The sequence below is a fragment of the Yoonia sp. JB2-21 genome, from assembly GCF_055693545.1.
On sequence record NZ_JBVFUC010000001.1, the window covers coordinates 874,420 to 890,722 of the forward strand.

14 protein-coding genes are annotated in these 16,303 nt (G+C 55.7%); 10 read left to right on the plus strand and 4 right to left on the minus strand.

Annotation, left to right across the window (positions count from 1 at the left end; genetic code table 11):
• The first annotated feature begins 2 nt into the window (after positions 1–2).
• The 10 genes from ACZ1G5_RS04385 (at position 3) to pdeM (ending at position 10,826) form a co-directional block, all read left to right on the plus strand.
• Positions 3–1,463, plus strand: coding sequence for a CpaF family protein (locus tag ACZ1G5_RS04385; protein WP_472731693.1), 1,461 nt, complete (start codon positions 3–5; stop codon positions 1,461–1,463).
• Positions 1,464–1,468: 5 nt separating this feature from the next.
• Positions 1,469–2,434 (plus strand): type II secretion system F family protein, encoded by a 966-nt coding sequence (locus ACZ1G5_RS04390; protein ID WP_472731694.1) that lies wholly within the window; start codon positions 1,469–1,471, stop codon positions 2,432–2,434.
• 11 nt (positions 2,435–2,445) lie between these two features.
• Positions 2,446–3,414: a type II secretion system F family protein gene (locus tag ACZ1G5_RS04395; RefSeq protein WP_472731695.1), complete on the plus strand. Its 969-nt coding sequence runs from the start codon at positions 2,446–2,448 to the stop codon at positions 3,412–3,414.
• Positions 3,415–3,419: 5 nt separating this feature from the next.
• Positions 3,420–3,983: a tetratricopeptide repeat protein gene (locus ACZ1G5_RS04400; protein WP_472731696.1), complete on the plus strand. Its 564-nt coding sequence runs from the start codon at positions 3,420–3,422 to the stop codon at positions 3,981–3,983.
• 27 nt (positions 3,984–4,010) lie between these two features.
• Positions 4,011–4,868: a tetratricopeptide repeat protein gene (locus tag ACZ1G5_RS04405; protein WP_472731697.1), complete on the plus strand. Its 858-nt coding sequence runs from the start codon at positions 4,011–4,013 to the stop codon at positions 4,866–4,868.
• A gap of 11 nt (positions 4,869–4,879) precedes the next feature.
• On the plus strand, positions 4,880–5,401 hold the full coding sequence (locus ACZ1G5_RS04410) for a prepilin peptidase (RefSeq protein ID WP_472731698.1): 522 nt from the start codon (positions 4,880–4,882) through the stop codon (positions 5,399–5,401).
• Positions 5,402–5,528: 127 nt separating this feature from the next.
• The gene (locus tag ACZ1G5_RS04415; protein ID WP_472731699.1) at positions 5,529–6,839 is read left to right on the plus strand and encodes an ATPase; all 1,311 of its coding nucleotides are present in this window, start codon (positions 5,529–5,531) and stop codon (positions 6,837–6,839) included.
• A gap of 70 nt (positions 6,840–6,909) precedes the next feature.
• On the plus strand, positions 6,910–7,695 hold the full coding sequence (locus ACZ1G5_RS04420) for an NAD(P)-dependent oxidoreductase (RefSeq protein ID WP_472731700.1): 786 nt from the start codon (positions 6,910–6,912) through the stop codon (positions 7,693–7,695).
• Positions 7,696–7,737: 42 nt separating this feature from the next.
• Positions 7,738–10,143 (plus strand): ligase-associated DNA damage response DEXH box helicase, encoded by a 2,406-nt coding sequence (locus ACZ1G5_RS04425; RefSeq protein WP_472731701.1) that lies wholly within the window; start codon positions 7,738–7,740, stop codon positions 10,141–10,143.
• A gap of 38 nt (positions 10,144–10,181) precedes the next feature.
• Complete coding sequence (pdeM, locus tag ACZ1G5_RS04430) at positions 10,182–10,826, plus strand: ligase-associated DNA damage response endonuclease PdeM (RefSeq protein ID WP_472731702.1); 645 nt, start codon at positions 10,182–10,184, stop codon at positions 10,824–10,826.
• On the opposite strand, the gene folD is transcribed toward pdeM, so the two are convergent.
• The 4 genes from folD to ftsH all read right to left on the minus strand — a co-directional run bounded on the left by folD (position 10,823) and on the right by ftsH (position 16,252).
• Entirely contained in the window at positions 10,823–11,716 is an 894-nt protein-coding gene (folD, locus tag ACZ1G5_RS04435) for a bifunctional methylenetetrahydrofolate dehydrogenase/methenyltetrahydrofolate cyclohydrolase FolD (RefSeq protein WP_472731703.1), read from the minus strand. The genes pdeM and folD overlap by 4 nt on opposite strands.
• A 95-nt stretch (positions 11,717–11,811) precedes the next feature.
• Positions 11,812–13,488 (minus strand): formate--tetrahydrofolate ligase, encoded by a 1,677-nt coding sequence (locus tag ACZ1G5_RS04440; protein ID WP_472731704.1) that lies wholly within the window; start codon positions 13,486–13,488, stop codon positions 11,812–11,814.
• Positions 13,489–13,629: 141 nt separating this feature from the next.
• Positions 13,630–14,208 carry an MOSC domain-containing protein gene (locus ACZ1G5_RS04445; RefSeq protein ID WP_472731705.1) on the minus strand — a complete coding sequence of 193 codons (579 nt, stop codon included), beginning with the start codon at positions 14,206–14,208 and terminating at the stop codon, positions 13,630–13,632.
• 124 nt (positions 14,209–14,332) lie between these two features.
• Positions 14,333–16,252, minus strand: coding sequence for an ATP-dependent zinc metalloprotease FtsH (gene ftsH, locus ACZ1G5_RS04450; protein WP_472731706.1), 1,920 nt, complete (start codon positions 16,250–16,252; stop codon positions 14,333–14,335).
• Positions 16,253–16,303 lie beyond the last annotated feature (51 nt).

Below are 16,303 nucleotides of genomic sequence, written 5' to 3' on the forward strand. Positions count from 1 at the left end.
CTATGTTTTCTAAATATAAAAAACCCAATACTCCGAAAGATGCTGCCAATGCTGATGGGAATGCACCAAGCTCTAAGGTGAATGTTGCTGCGGTCGCAGCGGCCAAACCGGACGACGCGCGTCAATCCTTGATGAAGCCAAAGCCTACACGGGCGGGTGATGTCGCCCCGATGGACAAGGAAAAGCGCCGCAAGGAACGCTTGGGCGAAATCAAGTTGGAATTGCACAAGGCGTTGCTGGACAACTTGAACCTCGCAGCACTTGACACGGCGTCTGAGCAAGAGCTGCGTTCAGAGATTAACGCGATTGCAAACGAAACGCTTGAAGATATGGGCATCGTACTGAACCGCGATGAACGTCAGTCCTTGAGCCAAGATCTGTTTTTCGAAGTCACCGGCCTAGGTCCGCTGGAGACTTTGCTGAAAGACGAGGGCGTCAACGATATCTTGGTCAACGGTCCACAACAGATCTTCGTGGAACGCGACGGGAAGCTGCAACTCACTGACATCACATTTAAAGATGAAAAGCACCTTTTGCGAATCATCGATAAAATCGTATCGGCTGTTGGTCGTCGTGTGGACGAAAGTAACCCTTACGTCGATGCGCGTTTGGCTGACGGTTCGCGTTTCAACGCAATGGTTCCGCCAATCGCAGTTGATGGTTCGCTGGTTTCCATCCGTAAGTTCAAAAAAGACAAGTTGGGCATCGAAGAACTGGTAAAATTCGGTGCTTTCACCGAAGAAATGGCTGCATATCTGCAAGCCGCCGTGTCGACCCGACTGAATGTTATCGTCTCTGGTGGTACCGGTTCTGGTAAAACAACAACCCTCAACGCACTGTCCGGTTTCATTGATGACGCCGAACGCATTCTGACGATCGAGGATACAGCGGAACTTCAACTGCAACAGACCCACGTCGGTCGGATGGAAAGCCGCCCGCCCAACGTCGAAGGCAAAGGTGGCGTATCTCAGCGCGACTGTCTGAAAAACGCGCTTCGTATGCGTCCTGACCGCATTATCGTGGGTGAGACACGTGGCGAAGAAGTTATCGACATGCTGCAAGCCATGAACACGGGCCACGACGGGTCAATGACCACAATTCACGCCAACTCTGCGCGTGACGGTGTGTCACGTCTGGAAAACATGATCGCGATGGCCGGTATTGAAATGCCGATCAAAGCCATGCGGAGCCAGATTTCATCGGCTGTGAACCTGATCGTACAGGCCTCGCGTCTGCAAGATGGTTCGCGCCGGATGGTTTCCATTACCGAGATCACGGGCATGGAAGGCGACGTGATTTCCATGCAAGAAATCTTCCGTTATCAGCGTGTCGGTCTGACGCCTGACAATAAAATTATCGGTCACTTCACGGCGACCGGTGTGCGCAGTCACTTCTCTGAGCGCTTCAAGCTGTGGGGCTACGATTTGCCACCGGCTATCTTTGAACCCATGGTCGCGGAGTAAACGACATGATCTCAGCTGAACCAGTCATCTATGTCCTGATCTTTGTCGCCGTTCTGGCGCTGGTCCAGGGCGCGTATCTTGTCATCTTTGGTAAATCGATCAGCATGGACGGTAAGGTGAACCGCCGTCTGGACATGCTCGATAAAGGTGGCAACCGCGAGCAGGTGCTTGATCAACTCCGTAAAGAGATGACTCAGCACATGAAGTCGCAGAGTATTCCGATCTACTCTTTGCTGGCCGACAAGGCGCAGCGGGCAAATATCGCATTTACCCCAATCCAACTGATCCTGATGATGATGGTGTTAAGCGGTGCATCTTTTGCAATGCTCACGACCCTGACCGATGTTAGTCCGGTAATTCGTATCCTTGTCGCAGTCCTGATGGGTGTTGGCGGCGTTTACGTTTGGGTGAATGGCAAGGCCAACAAGCGCATGGCGATGTTGGGCGAGCAACTTCCAGAAGCGGTGGAATTGATGGTCCGATCGTTGCGTGTCGGTCACCCTTTTTCATCCGCGGTCAGCATTGTGGCCAGAGAGGTTCCTGATCCGTTGGGAACGGAAATGGGTATGATCTCCGATGAGGCGGCCTATGGCCGTGACATGGGTGAAACCCTAAAAGCAATGGCGGAACGTCTGGACAACCAAGACATGCGATTCTTGGCGGTTGCTGTGACGATCCAACAAACCTCCGGTGGTAATCTTGCGGAGATCCTGGACGGGCTGGCAAAAGTGATCCGTGCACGGTTCCGCCTTTTCCGTCGCGTTGCAGCGATTACCGCTGAAGCAAAATGGTCAGGCAACCTACTGTCTGCCTTCCCGATCGTTGCCCTGCTTGGCATCAACCTGGTAAAACCTGACTACTATGACGAAGTCATGGAGAGCCCCCTCTTCATTCCCGCCTGTATCATCGTGGCCGGCTTTCTCGTGCTGAACCTTGTTGTGATGCGCGCATTGGTCAACATTAAGGTCTAAGGAGCGTTCCCATGGAAGAAATCCAAACCATGATCACCGACATGTTGGGCCCTTTTGGACCTTTAATGATTGTTGGCCTTCTTGGGGTCTTTTTGGTCCTGATCACGCTACCTGTGTTGCTGAAGAAAGAGGTTGATCCTCTGGATAAGCTTAAAGCGTCCAGCCAATCACAAAACAAGAAAACGGCAAAAGGTGAAAAACTACGGAGTGCGTCCGGCAAGGACAAGCTGGAAAAGTACTCTAACTTTCTGGAACCACAGAACGCTGAAGAGTACTCTGCGGCCAAACTGAAGTTGATGCAGGCTGGCTATCGCGGTCAGAACTCGGTCCGAATTTTCCACTTCTCGCAGTTTGCTCTCGGGCTTTTCGGTCTGATCTGTGGCGGCATCTACGCGATGATCCAGATGGCGGCTGTGACGGTCACGTCACAGGATCTGGTACTGTGGATCATGGGTCCTGCCTTGGTCGGGTACTTCCTGCCCAAATACTGGGTAACCCGTCGTCAGCAAATGCGTCAGGAAGCGATTACAAACGGCTTTCCTGACAGTCTTGATATGATGTTGGTATGCGTTGAAGCGGGCCAGTCGCTTGATCAATCCATCATCCGCGTTTCTCGTGAATTAAAGGCAGGCTTTCCCGATTTGGCTGACGAATTCGAAATTGTGAGCCAGGAAGTCAAAGCCGGTAAGGACAAGAACACAGTGCTGAAGGATATGTCAGACCGCTGCGGTGTGCCTGATATTTCCAGCTTTGTCACCGTTCTGGTGCAATCGTCGCAATTTGGTACTTCAATTGCCGACGCGTTGCGGGTCTATTCCTCAGAAATGCGTGACAAGCGCGTCATGCGCGCGGAGGAAGCGGCCAACAAGCTGCCAACGAAGATGACACTTGCAACAATGATGTTGACGGTGCCACCATTGATGGCAATGTTGATTGGACCATCCATTTACGCGATTGCGGTAAACCTCGGCGGGGGCTGATCGATATGAAATTCAGGCCGTTTGTTGTTGGCCTTGCGATACTGACATTGGCCGCCTGCGAAACAGGCGGCCTTAATCGTTCCTCCGATGGTGTCTTTGCGCCGGGTGTTGCGGGACGCGGCAATATTGACGGGCTCATCGTTGGCCATCGTTTGTTGGCTGCGGGCGAGGCCGAACTGGCACTGCGCGCCTACAATCGGGCGGCGGCGCAACAAGGGCTGAACGTCGACACTATGTCGGCAATTGGATCCGCAAACCTGAACCTTGGCCGCCTTGGTCAAGCCGAACGATGGTTGCGCCGCGCTGTTGAGGAAGATCCAACATTTCCACCCGCATGGAATAATCTTGGTGTCATTCTGATGGAAAAAGGCGATGTTGCTGAGGCAAGCGAGGTTTTTCGTCGTGCATTTGCCGCAGATAACGGAAATTCGGACGAAATTCGCGACAATTTGCGCTTAGCACTCGCAAATTTGGAAAATCCGGGCAATAATGCGCTACAAGAAAATCAGAACTTCAATCTGATCCGGCGCGGTGCGGGTGACTTCGCATTGATGTCGGAACCACTATAGGCAAGAGCAGCAAAAGGACGCAGAAACATGCGCCACCCCATTATTCTGACGCTTTGCGCGGCGGCCATCGGCCTGTCCGCGTGTGGAGAACAAGACGGCGAGGCAGAGGTTGAACGCGCCCTGCAAGATTTGAACGTCGTCGATGAAAGTAACCTCAACGATGTGATGCTGACCGTCGGTGACCCCGATGAAGCGGTGCGTTACTTTGCAGGCGCGAGCGCCAACGATCCCGAACGTATCGATCTACAGCGTGGTCTGGCAAAATCTCTGATACGTGCGAACCGCAGCACCGAGGCAATCGCCGCATGGCAGGGCGTCGTCGCCCATGCAGAAGCCACCAACGCCGACCGCGTTGATCTGGCCGATGCGCATGTGCGTGGTAACCAATGGGACGATGCCGCCGCAGCGCTGAACACTGTGCCCCCGACATATGAAACCTTCAAGCGTTACCGGCTTGAGGCAATGGTCGCTGACAGCCGTCAGCAGTGGGACAAAGCGGACAGCTTTTATGAGACAGCCGTTGGTCTGACAACACGGCCCGCAACGGTCTACAACAACTGGGGCTATTCCAAACTGACGCGTGGGGAATATGGCGACGCAGAGCGCTTGTTTGTCGATGCCCTACGTTTCAACTCTGATATGTTCACTGCGAAGAACAACCTTGTTCTGGCGCGTGGTGCACAGCGCAATTATGCCCTGCCGGTCGTGCCTATGACCCAGACAGAGCGTGCGCGCCTGATGCACACAATGGCCCTTGCCGCGATCAAGCAAAACGACGTCACCATTGGTAAGTCGTTGCTGAACGATGCGATTGCCACCCATCCTCAATACTTTGAGGAAGCAGCGCGCGCCCTTGATGCGCTTGAAAACAACGTCGTGAATTGACGAACATGGGGATGACAGCACAGGCAGCCTATTGGTTCTTACCCGCTGTCATCCCCATCGCATTCTACATCTCCTGGACCGATATGCGGTCAATGAAGATCAAGAATGGCTCTGTGGCCGCCCTTTTGGCTGTTTTTGCACTGCTTGGGCCTTTTGCCTTTGGGTTCCCGATGTACTTTTGGCAATGGCTTCACTTCCCGATCGTTTTGTTGGTTTGCATGGCGCTATGGACGCTACGTGTCATGGGGGCTGGCGACGCCAAGATGATCGCTGCCATGGCACCATTCTTTGTACTGGCAGATTTGGAAGTCATCCTCAGGTTATTCGCGGCCTGCCTGTTGGGTGCATTGGTCATCCATAGCATTTTTCGTTTTACCAAGCTCAAGAACCTCGCGCCCGACTGGGAAAGTTGGCACGCAACGCGTGGCAAGCTACGCGGGTCCCTTTTGGGCATTGATTTGGCATTCCCCAAAGGCTTTCCGTTGAGCATGACACTCCTCTTCTACCTCTTGGTCGTGGTGATTTACCGTTAAGAATGTTTGCAATGCCTCGGACAAATTCATCTTTGTTCACTATTTCGCCACAAAGCGCTGTAAACTATGCCTTAACAGCTGCGAGAGTGGCGACTTTTGATTTCTTTCGTGATGGGCGGGACCTGATATGAACGTGCAAGCAACCAGTGTAATGGCGCCACCTGCGCCACGTAGCATCGAAGCGATGCAGCTTCCGACTGCAATGATGCGGGACATTCTGATTAAGACGATGTTCCGTATGAACCTTGATCTGGTGTCCCAGATCAGTCGCGCGATTTGTCTGCCGGTCCCCGTGACACAGGAACTTGTCGATATGGCGCGTGGTCAGTTGCTGCTTGAGGCGACAGGGACACTCAACGCCAACAGCGGCAACGAAATGGGCTATCAGCTGACAGATGCTGGTCGTGCCCGCGCTTTGGATGCCGCATCCCAGTCTGAATACTATGGCGCGATGCCGGTTCCGCTGGATATCTATCGTCAGCAAATTCAACGCCAGTCCATCCGAAACATCCAGATCACGCGCGATCAGTTGCAGACGGCAATGGGCCATTTGGTTCTGCCCGATGACATGCTGTCAAACCTTGGCCCTGCGATCAGTGCCGGTCGTTCGATCCTGATGTACGGCCCTCCGGGCAACGGTAAATCATCCATCTCCAATGGTATTCGTGATGCGTTGGGGGACAAGATTTATGTACCTCGCGCGATTGAATATTCCGGTCAGGTGATCACCGTTTATGACCCGATCGTGCACAGCGCCGCCGAAGATGACGTTGATGACCCCAACAGTCTGCGCCGCACGTCCGGCCGCTTTGACACCCGCTATGTGCGTTGCGAGCGCCCAACGGTCATCACCGGTGGTGAATTGTCGCTCTCAATGCTTGATCTTGTCTACAACCCAACAGCGCGCACCTATCAGGCGCCTTTGCAGCTGAAGTCCACCGGCGGCATCTTCATCGTGGACGACCTTGGCCGCCAAGCTGAACCACCGCAGACGCTGGTGAACCGTTGGATTGTTCCGCTGGAAGAAAACAAGGATATCTTGGCCCTGCAATCGGGTGAGAAATTTGAAGTGCCGTTTGATACACTTGTTGTCTTCTCGACCAACTTCCACCCGAATGCGATCTTTGATAAGGCGGCCTTGCGTCGTATTTTCTACAAGATCAAAATCGACGGGCCAAACCAGGAAGACTTCCTCAAGATTTTCGCCATGGTTGCGCGCAAGCGCAAAATGCCACTGGACGAGGACACGCTAGTTCATCTGCTGAACGTGCGCTACCCGGAAATCGACAACGTCTATGCGAACTATCAGCCGATCTTCTTGATCGACCAGATGATCTCGATCTGCGAATTTGAAGGTATCCCCTATCAGATGTCACCTGAACTGCTGGACCGCGCATGGGCGAACATGTTCGTGAAAGAAGAAGAAATTATCCACTAATTCCTGTATGACATTTCAAAATCTCGGGCTTCCCTCTACGCTGAGGGAAGCCTTTTTTGTTGGGGGAGAGATGGCAGAAATCATCGGCGTTGCGGGCTGTGGTCGGATGGGTATGGGCATGTTGCATAACCTGCAAAGGGCAGGTTTTGCAGCGCACGGGTTTGATGTCCGGGCCTTGCCGGGGGTCGAAACTGATGTAGAAGACTTTGCCCAAGACCTGGCGACGCTCATCACAGTTGTTCGCGATACCGCCGAAACGGACGCGCTGCTGTTTGATGATCAGGCGGTGGCCACAAGGGCGAATACACTCCAGCGGATTGTGATCTGCTCCACGCTTTCTCCCAAATATGTCAAAGGTTTACGGGCACGCATCCCTGACCATATCACCTTAGTCGACGCCCCGATGTCGGGGGCACAAGTGAAAGCCGATGCAGGCACTTTGACATTTATGACAGGTGGACCTGCGGATCAGATCATGCCGCTGCTGATCGCGATGGGCGACACGGTCCACCACATGGGCGACTATGGGGCGGGGATGACGGCGAAAGTGCTCAACAACCTGCTGGCGGCGTCAAACACTGCGATGACCCGGCTTGTATTGGATTGGGCGGATGCAGAAGGGGTGGATGAGGCCAAGCTTTTGGCCTTGATCGCAAGCGCTTCGGGGCAAAACTGGCTCGCCTCTGAGTTTGACGAGATCGAGTTTGCCCGTGATGGATTTGCCGCCGATAATACGATCGGGATCTTGGTGAAAGATGTGGCCTCGGCCCTCGACATTGCGCCGGATGACCAAACGGCCCTACCGCTTGCCGTACAATCGGCGATCCGTGGCTTGCAGCCACGGCGCAAAATGTAAGGTGCGTCTTGACGCACCTTACGTGAGGCTCACTTTAGGACCATGACCGCCCTGCCCCCTCAATTTGAAAACTGGTTTTCTGGCCGTGGCTGGCACATTCACCCGCATCAGCAGGCAATGCTAGATCAGGCATCAGCCCCCGCGCTCATGCTGATCGCACCCACAGGTGGAGGCAAAACACTCGCAGGCTTCCTGCCCAGCCTCATTGAATTGGCAGATGGACAGCACCAAGGTCTGCACACGCTCTATGTCTCGCCCCTCAAGGCCCTCGCAGCCGACATCAAACGTAACCTGCGCACGCCCGTCGATGAAATGGGCCTTCCCATCCGGATCGAGGATCGGACCGGCGACACCTCCTACACCCAGAAACGTCGGCAACGCGCGGACCCGCCGCATATCTTGTTGACGACGCCTGAGTCGCTCGCATTGCTGACCAGCTACGAAGACGCGCCGCGCATTTTCAAAGGCCTACAGCGCATCATCGTCGATGAAATCCACGCCCTCGCCGAAAGCAAACGTGGCGACCAGTTGATGCTCTCCCTCAGCCGTCTACAGACGCTGGCGCCCAACCTGCGCCGTGTTGGTCTGTCTGCCACCGTCGAAGACCCCGATGCCATCGCAGCCGAACTCGCCCGCCACCCCGACCCTTGCGCGATCATCAACGCCGACCCCGGACCGGACCCCGATATTTCCATGCTGATCACGCAGGAGAAACCGCCCTGGACCGGTGGCGGTGCCGCCTACGCGATCCCTGCGGTGCTAGAAGAAGTCAAAAAACACAAAACAACGCTGATCTTCCACAACACCCGCGCCCAGGCCGAGATTTTCTTTCATAATCTCTGGCTCGCCAACACTGACGATCTGCCCATCGGCATCCATCACGGCAGCCTTGCCCGCGAACAACGCGAAAAGGTCGAAAACGCGATGGTCGCTGGTGATTTGCGCGCCATTGTTTGCACGGGATCGCTCGATCTTGGCATTGATTGGGGCGATGTTGATCTGGTCGTGCAGGTAGGGGCACCCAAAAACGTCAAACGTCTGGTGCAGCGGATCGGCCGGGCAAACCACCGCTATAACGCGCCATCCAAGGCGCTGTTGGTGCCTGCAAACCGCTTCGAAGTTGTCGAATGCGTCGCAGCACTTGAGGCGGTCAAAGAGCACGACCTCGACGGCGATCCCAAAGGGCCCGGCCCCCGTGACGTGCTCTGCCAGCATATCCTGATCACCGCATGCGCCGGGCCGTTTGATGCAGACGCGCTCTATCAGGAAATCAAAACAGTGGGCGCCTATCGCACCCTTTCGCGTGCTGCGTTCGACGACTGCCTCGATTTCTGTGCTACGGGTGGCTATGCCCTGCGCGCCTATGACAAATGGAAACGGCTGCTGCAAACCGCGGATGGTCAATGGCAATTGCGCGATCCGCGTGCGACCCAACGCATCCGCATGAACATCGGCACCATCCAAGATACCGATACGCTGAAGGTCCGGCTGAAGGGTAATTTCAAACCATTGGGCGAGGTGGAAGAGGCTTTTGCCGCCACCCTGACGCTTGGCGATACCTTTTTGATCGGCGGTCAGGTTGTCCGCTACGAAAACCTCAAGGAAATGACTGTCCAAGTCTCGCGTCGCGCAGACAAAAAACCAAAAATCGCGACCTTCATGGGCACCAAATTTGCCAACTCCACCCAACTGTCCCAACGCATCCTACGTATGTTCGACCAACCCGATTGGCCAGAACTGCCCGCACACACCGCCGAATGGCTTGGCCTGCAACGGCAGTTTTCCAAACTACCCGAAGCCGATCGCATCCTTGTCGAAAGCTTCCCCCACGAAGGGCGGCACCATATTTGCGTCTATGGATTCGCCGGGCGCAACGCGATGCAAACGCTGGGCATGCTGCTGACACAGCGCATGGAAGAGTTGAACCTGCACCCGATGGGGTTTGTCGCCACGGATTATGCCACCCTGGTCTGGGGGCTGGACCCTGTGGATGACCCTGCCCCACTTTTCCAACCTGATAACATGCGCGCCGACTTTGAAACGTGGCTGTCGGGGAACGCCGTGATGAAGAAGACGTTTCGCGGGGCCGCAACCATTGCGGGTCTCATTGAGCGCAACCTGCCGCAAGCCCGGAAAAGCGGACGACAAGCCACGTTTTCCTCGGATATCCTCTATGACACTTTGGCGAAATACGACCCCGATCACCTGATGCTACGCATCACCCGCGAAGAGGCGATGCGCGGGTTGGTTGATTTTGGGCGGATCGAAGAAATGCTGACCCGCACGGCCGGGCGCATCGACCATGTCATACTGGATCGCGTGACCCCGCTTTCATTGCCAATGTTCCTTGAACAAGGCCGGATCGCGGTCGCGGGTGCAGGCCAAGACCGCATCTTGGAGGAAGAAGCGGCCAGGTTGATGCAAGAAGCAGGCGTTGCCGCACTTTGATACTTGAATTGGGTCAAGGCATCGCGCAAGAACAGAGCATGAACGCCTATGCCTTCACCTTTTGCCAAACCCAGTGCATCGCCCTGCCTACAGGCGCATTGCACCTTCCCGAACATGGCGTTCTTTGTGTCTCTGACCTTCATCTTGGCAAATCGGAGCGGATTGCGCGCAGAAGCGGGGTCATGCTGCCCCCCTACGAGGTGCAAGAGACGCTGCAAAAACTAGAGAGTGACATCGCGGCGACACAGCCCAACCGCATCATCTGCCTTGGGGACAGCTTTGATGATCTGGACGCAGCCACCAGCCTTGATGACGATATGCGACTGTGGTTGTCGCGTCTGCAAGCTGGCAAGGAATGGATTTGGATCGAAGGCAACCACGATCCGGGGCCGATTGATATGGGGGGCACCCATTTGAACGATATCACCCTCGGCGGGCTCACTTTGCGGCATATCGCATCTGACGCGACCGCCGAAATTTCAGGTCACTATCACCCCAAACACCGGGTGACAGGACGCAGCCGCCCTGCTTTTCTGTTCGACAATGAACGTATGATCATGCCGGCCTATGGGGCCTATACGGGCGGCTTGGCCAGCCACTCGGCTGATATCCGCAAGCTGTTCAGCGGACAGATTATTGCAATTTTGACAGGGCACAAGGCAATCCCTGTACCCCTGGCTTAAGCGGTCAGACCTTCGGGTTCGGCCAAACCATTGGCCCGGCAGCAGGCTGTCAACGTGTTGGCCAGCAAACAGGCAATCGTCATCGGACCCACGCCGCCGGGCACCGGTGTGATGGCACCCGCCACAGCCGCACAGCTTTCATAGTCGCAGTCGCCGACCAAACGCGTGCCACCCTCGGGCTTGTCGATCCGGTTGATGCCCACGTCAATCACGGTGGCACCGGGCTTGATCCAGTCACCTGTCACCATCTGCGGGCGACCAACGGCGGCCACAACAATATCGGCCCGCCGCACAACATCCGGTACATCCCTGGTGCGGCTATGGGCAATGGTCACAGTGCAACTATCGCCCAACAGCAACTGGGCCATCGGTTTACCGACAATATTTGACCGGCCAATCACAACCGCATTCATCCCCGAGAGTGATCCGTGATGATCACGCAGCATCATCAGACTGCCCAAAGGCGTACAAGGCACCATGCTTTTCTGACCGGTGCCCAACAGGCCCACGTTTGAAATATGGAACCCATCCACATCCTTGGCCGGATCAATGCTGTTGATCACCAAATCGCTGTCCAGATGATCGGGCAAAGGCAATTGCACCAAGATGCCATGCACGGCTGGGTCATTGTTCAACTGATCCACAACCGCCAACAAATCAGCCTCGGATGTATCCACATCGAGACGATGCTCAAAAGAGGCCATGCCAACCTCGACCGTCATCTTACCTTTGGAGCGGACGTAGACCTGACTTGCGGGATCTTCGCCCACCAAAACAACAGCCAGACCCGGCGTGATGCCTTGCTCTTCCTTGAGCTTTGCCACGCCTTCACCAACCATCCCGCGCACACGCGCAGCAAAGGCTTTTCCGTCAATCACTGTTGCTGTCATCTTTATTCTTCTCATGTTCAAAAATACCTCCGCCGGAGGCTGATGGGAGGGTGGGCGGGGCGTCGGCGCAGCCGCGCGTCGTCCCGCCCGATCAGTTAGAACAGGCCTTCGATTTCGCCCGCATCATTCAGCATGATCTGCTCGGCCGATGGCACGCGTGGCAGACCCGGCATCGTCATGATCTCACCGCAGATGGCCACAATAAACCCAGCACCCGCGCTCAGTCGCACTTCACGCACAGGCACCGCATGGCCTGTCGGCGCACCGCGCAGGCTTGGATCGGTCGAGAAACTGTACTGCGTTTTCGCCATACATACGGGCAGATGGCCATAGCCCTGCTCTTCCCACTTTTTCAGCTGATCACGGATTTTCGTATCCGCGATCACCTCATCAGCGCGATAGATTTTCTTGGCAATCGTATCAATTTTCTCAAACAGGCTCATGTCATCAGGGTAGATTGGCGCGAAATCAGCCTCTCCCGCATCGGCAATCGCCGCCACGCGTGTGGCAAGCTCCGTTGTACCCTCAGCCCCCAAGGCCCAGTGTTTGCACAAGATCGCTTCGGACCCTTCGCTTTCAACATAGGCCTTCACTGCGGCCACTTCGGCATCCGTATCGGTGACAAAGTGATTAATCGCCACAACCACCGGCACGCCAAAGCTTTTGACGTTCTCAATATGCCGACCAAGGTTGGCGCAGCCGGCATTCACGGCATCCACGTTTTCCGCACCCAGGTCAGCCTTGGCCACACCGCCGTTCATCTTCATCGCCCGCACCGTGGCCACAACCACCACGCAGGACGGGGCGAGCCCCGCCTTGCGGCACTTGATGTTCATAAATTTCTCAGCACCCAGATCGGCACCAAAGCCCGCCTCAGTCACTACGTAATCCGCCAACTTCAGCGCTGTCGTGGTCGCGGTCACCGAGTTACAGCCGTGCGCGATGTTCGCAAATGGGCCGCCATGCACGAAGGCCGGGTTGTTTTCCAAAGTCTGCACAAGGTTCGGCTGCATCGCGTCTTTCAATAGGACGGTCATCGCGCCATCGGCCTTGATATCGCGGCAATAGACCGGGGTACGATCGCGGCGATAGGCCACAATGATATCGCCCAGACGTTTTTGCAGGTCGTCGAGATTACGCGCCAGGCATAGGATCGCCATGACTTCGGACGCCACGGTGATGTCAAAGCCCGCTTCGCGTGGGAAACCGTTGGCAACACCCCCCAAAGACGCTGTGATCTGACGCAGTGCGCGGTCGTTCATATCCAGCACGCGGCGCCAAGCCACGCGGCGGATGTCGATTTCAAGCGCATTACCCCAATAGATATGGTTGTCGATCATCGCCGACAGCAGGTTGTGGGCCGATGTGATTGCGTGGAAATCGCCTGTGAAGTGCAGGTTCATATCTTCCATCGGGACGACCTGCGCGTAGCCACCACCCGCAGCCCCGCCCTTCATACCAAAACATGGACCAAGCGAGGCCTCACGGATACAGATCGCCGCATTCTTACCAATCGCATTTAGACCATCGCCCAGACCCACGGTCGTGGTCGTCTTGCCCTCGCCCGCAGGTGTCGGGTTGATCGCGGTCACAAGGATCAGTTTCCCGTCGGGGCGGTCCTGCACACTGTCGATCAGGCGCTGGCTGACCTTGGCCTTGTCGTGGCCGTAGGGCAGCAGATCATCGCTGTCGATGCCCAGCTTTGCGCCGATTTCTTGAATAGGTCGCTTGCTTGCGCCACGTGCGATCTCAATATCAGACTTATATTCCATGAGAGACTTCCCTGTCCTTAGGCCAATGCCATGTTCCTTAGCGCCGGTTCTACCTGTTGCAGTAGCCCCCTAGCGCCGTGATTGCGACATTTTCACCCTCGGAATCGTCGGCAAAGCGAGCGTCCGTTTCGGATGGGAAACCTACGTGCGCCATGCGCGTTGGTCGGGCACATGCAGCCGCACCCTATCGCCAACATGCACAACACCTTCGCATTCCACCCAACCGGTGATCCCGCGTTTGCCTTTTGCCGCCAGTTTGAACTTGTCACCTGCGCCCGGATGGTCCGCATTGATCGGTTTGGCCGGCAGGTGACACGGCCGGTTTTCCATGTCCACGACAATTGCCGACCCGTCGGTAAACTGCAGGCGGGATGAAGGCGGCAGATGCGTGAAATCGGGGATCCCTTTGATCACAAGCGATGCGCCAATCAGTGTTGGATCCAACGCCTCTAACCCGCAGTCAGCAGCAATTTCCGCCATCTCCTCCGCGGACATGACCGAGAGTTGGCGGGTGTTCCGAATGGTGGTGTCCTTGGGGTACTGGCTTTTGACCCGGCTACAAGATGCGCGCGTCAGTCCGCCATGCGCCTCATTGGGCATTCCCGCGAAGGTCAGCTTGGCTTGATCAACAGATACCGATTGCAACGCCGCATCGCGATCTGGCACATGGCCGATCCAGACAACTTCGCCAGTGATATCCGTGGGGGCAAGTGCGGGCATACTATATCTCCAATCAAAGCCTGCTCTGCTTACGGCACGGCTTGGTGACCCGCAACTCAAGACCGGTGTCACTTTGTAAAGGGGGTAACGAAAAACGCCGCCCCGTGGGGCGGCGTTTGTCTATTCAGGTTGAAGGTTCCGGTTCCATCCCGCCATCATCCGAGGCACGTGGTTTCTTCGGCTTCGTCTTGGGGATCGCGGTGACCGACGGCGTCCCACCGGATGGTGGCGTGTCATCTGCATCATCGTTGGCATGGGGCGGTTCACCGGCCATCACGCGCTTGATCTCATCCCCGGTCAGGGTCTCATATTCCAACAGACCTTGGGCCAGGCGCTCAAACTCCTCATTCTTTTCGGTGATGATCTTATGGGCCAGATCATACCCGCGTTGAATAAATTCGCGCACTTCGCTCTCGATCAGTTCCTTTGTGCTGGCGGATACCGACAGACCGGCGGTGTTACCAGAATAGCCTTCATGCGCTTCGGCATAGTCGATGTTGCCCACCTTGTCAGACATACCCCAGCGCAGGATCATCGCGCGGGCCAATTGGCTGGCCTGCTGGATGTCACCGGCGGGGCCATTGCTGACCTGATCGGCACCATATTTGATCGTTTCAGCCGCCTTGCCCGCCATGGTCATGGCCAGACGCTGGTGGCATTCGTCGCGAAACATGTTCAGACGGTCCATCTCTGGCAGGCTCATCACCATGCCAAGCGCGCCACCGCGTGGAATGATCGTGGCCTTATAAACCGGGTCACACTTTGGCAGGGAAATCCCCACAATCGCATGCCCTGCTTCGTGATAGGCGGTCATTTCTTTCTGCTCGGTCGTCATTACCATCGACCGACGCTCAGCGCCCATCATGACTTTGTCTTTGGCAGACTCGAAATCTATCATCGTCACAAACCGGCGGCCAACACGGGCAGCCATCAAAGCAGCCTCGTTCACAAGGTTCGCCAGATCGGCACCCGAAAACCCGGGCGAGCCGCGCGCAATGATGCGCAAATCAACATCGGGACCGAGCGGGATTTTGCGCGCATGCACGCCCAAAATCTTTTCGCGACCCTTGATATCGGGGTTCGGCACCGTGACCTGACGGTCAAAACGACCCGGACGCAGCAAAGCAGGGTCGAGTACGTCACGACGGTTGGTCGCCGCCACAATAATTACGCCTTCGTTTGCTTCAAAACCGTCCATTTCAACCAGCAACTGGTTCAACGTTTGCTCACGTTCGTCATTGCCGCCGCCGATGCCAACACCACGCGAACGGCCCACGGCATCAATCTCGTCAATAAACACGATGCATGGTGCGTTTTTCTTGGCCTGCTCAAACATGTCGCGGACACGGGAAGCACCCACACCAACAAACATTTCTACAAAGTCAGACCCCGAAATCGTGAAGAACGGCACGCCAGCTTCGCCAGCAATCGCCCGCGCAAGCAGCGTTTTACCGGTTCCCGGAGGACCGACAAGCAACGCACCTTTAGGAATTTTGCCACCGAGTCGCGAGAATTTTTGCGGGTTCCGCAGGAACTCAACAATCTCTTCCAACTCTTCTTTGGCTTCATCAATACCGGCGACATCGTCGAAGGTGACGCGCCCATGCTTTTCGGTCAGCAGCTTGGCGCGCGACTTGCCAAAGCCCATCGCACCGCCCTTACCGCCGCCTTGCATGCGGTTCATGAAATAAACCCAAACACCGATCAAAAGCAGGAATGGCAACAAGCTCAACAAGAATGACTGGAACGCCGATGTTTCTTGGCTACGCGCCTCAACAGGCACATCTGAGTCGATCAAAAGCTGTGTAATTTCAGCATCTTGCGGCATAATAGTCGAATAGGTGCGTCCACCTTCGGCAAAGCGCACATTTTCACCGTCAATCACCACATCAGTGACGCGGCCACCTTCCACGGCTTCCACAAATTCAGAGTAGCTGCGCGCTTCACTGTTTGTAGCACCCGGTGGGCTGCTGAATAGATTGAAGAGCGCCAGAACCATCAGGAACAGGACGACCCAAAAAACCATGTTACGCGCGTTGCCCAAGGGGAAAACTCCTTTGTCATGGGGAAGTGCAGCGACAGAGTCGCATCACAA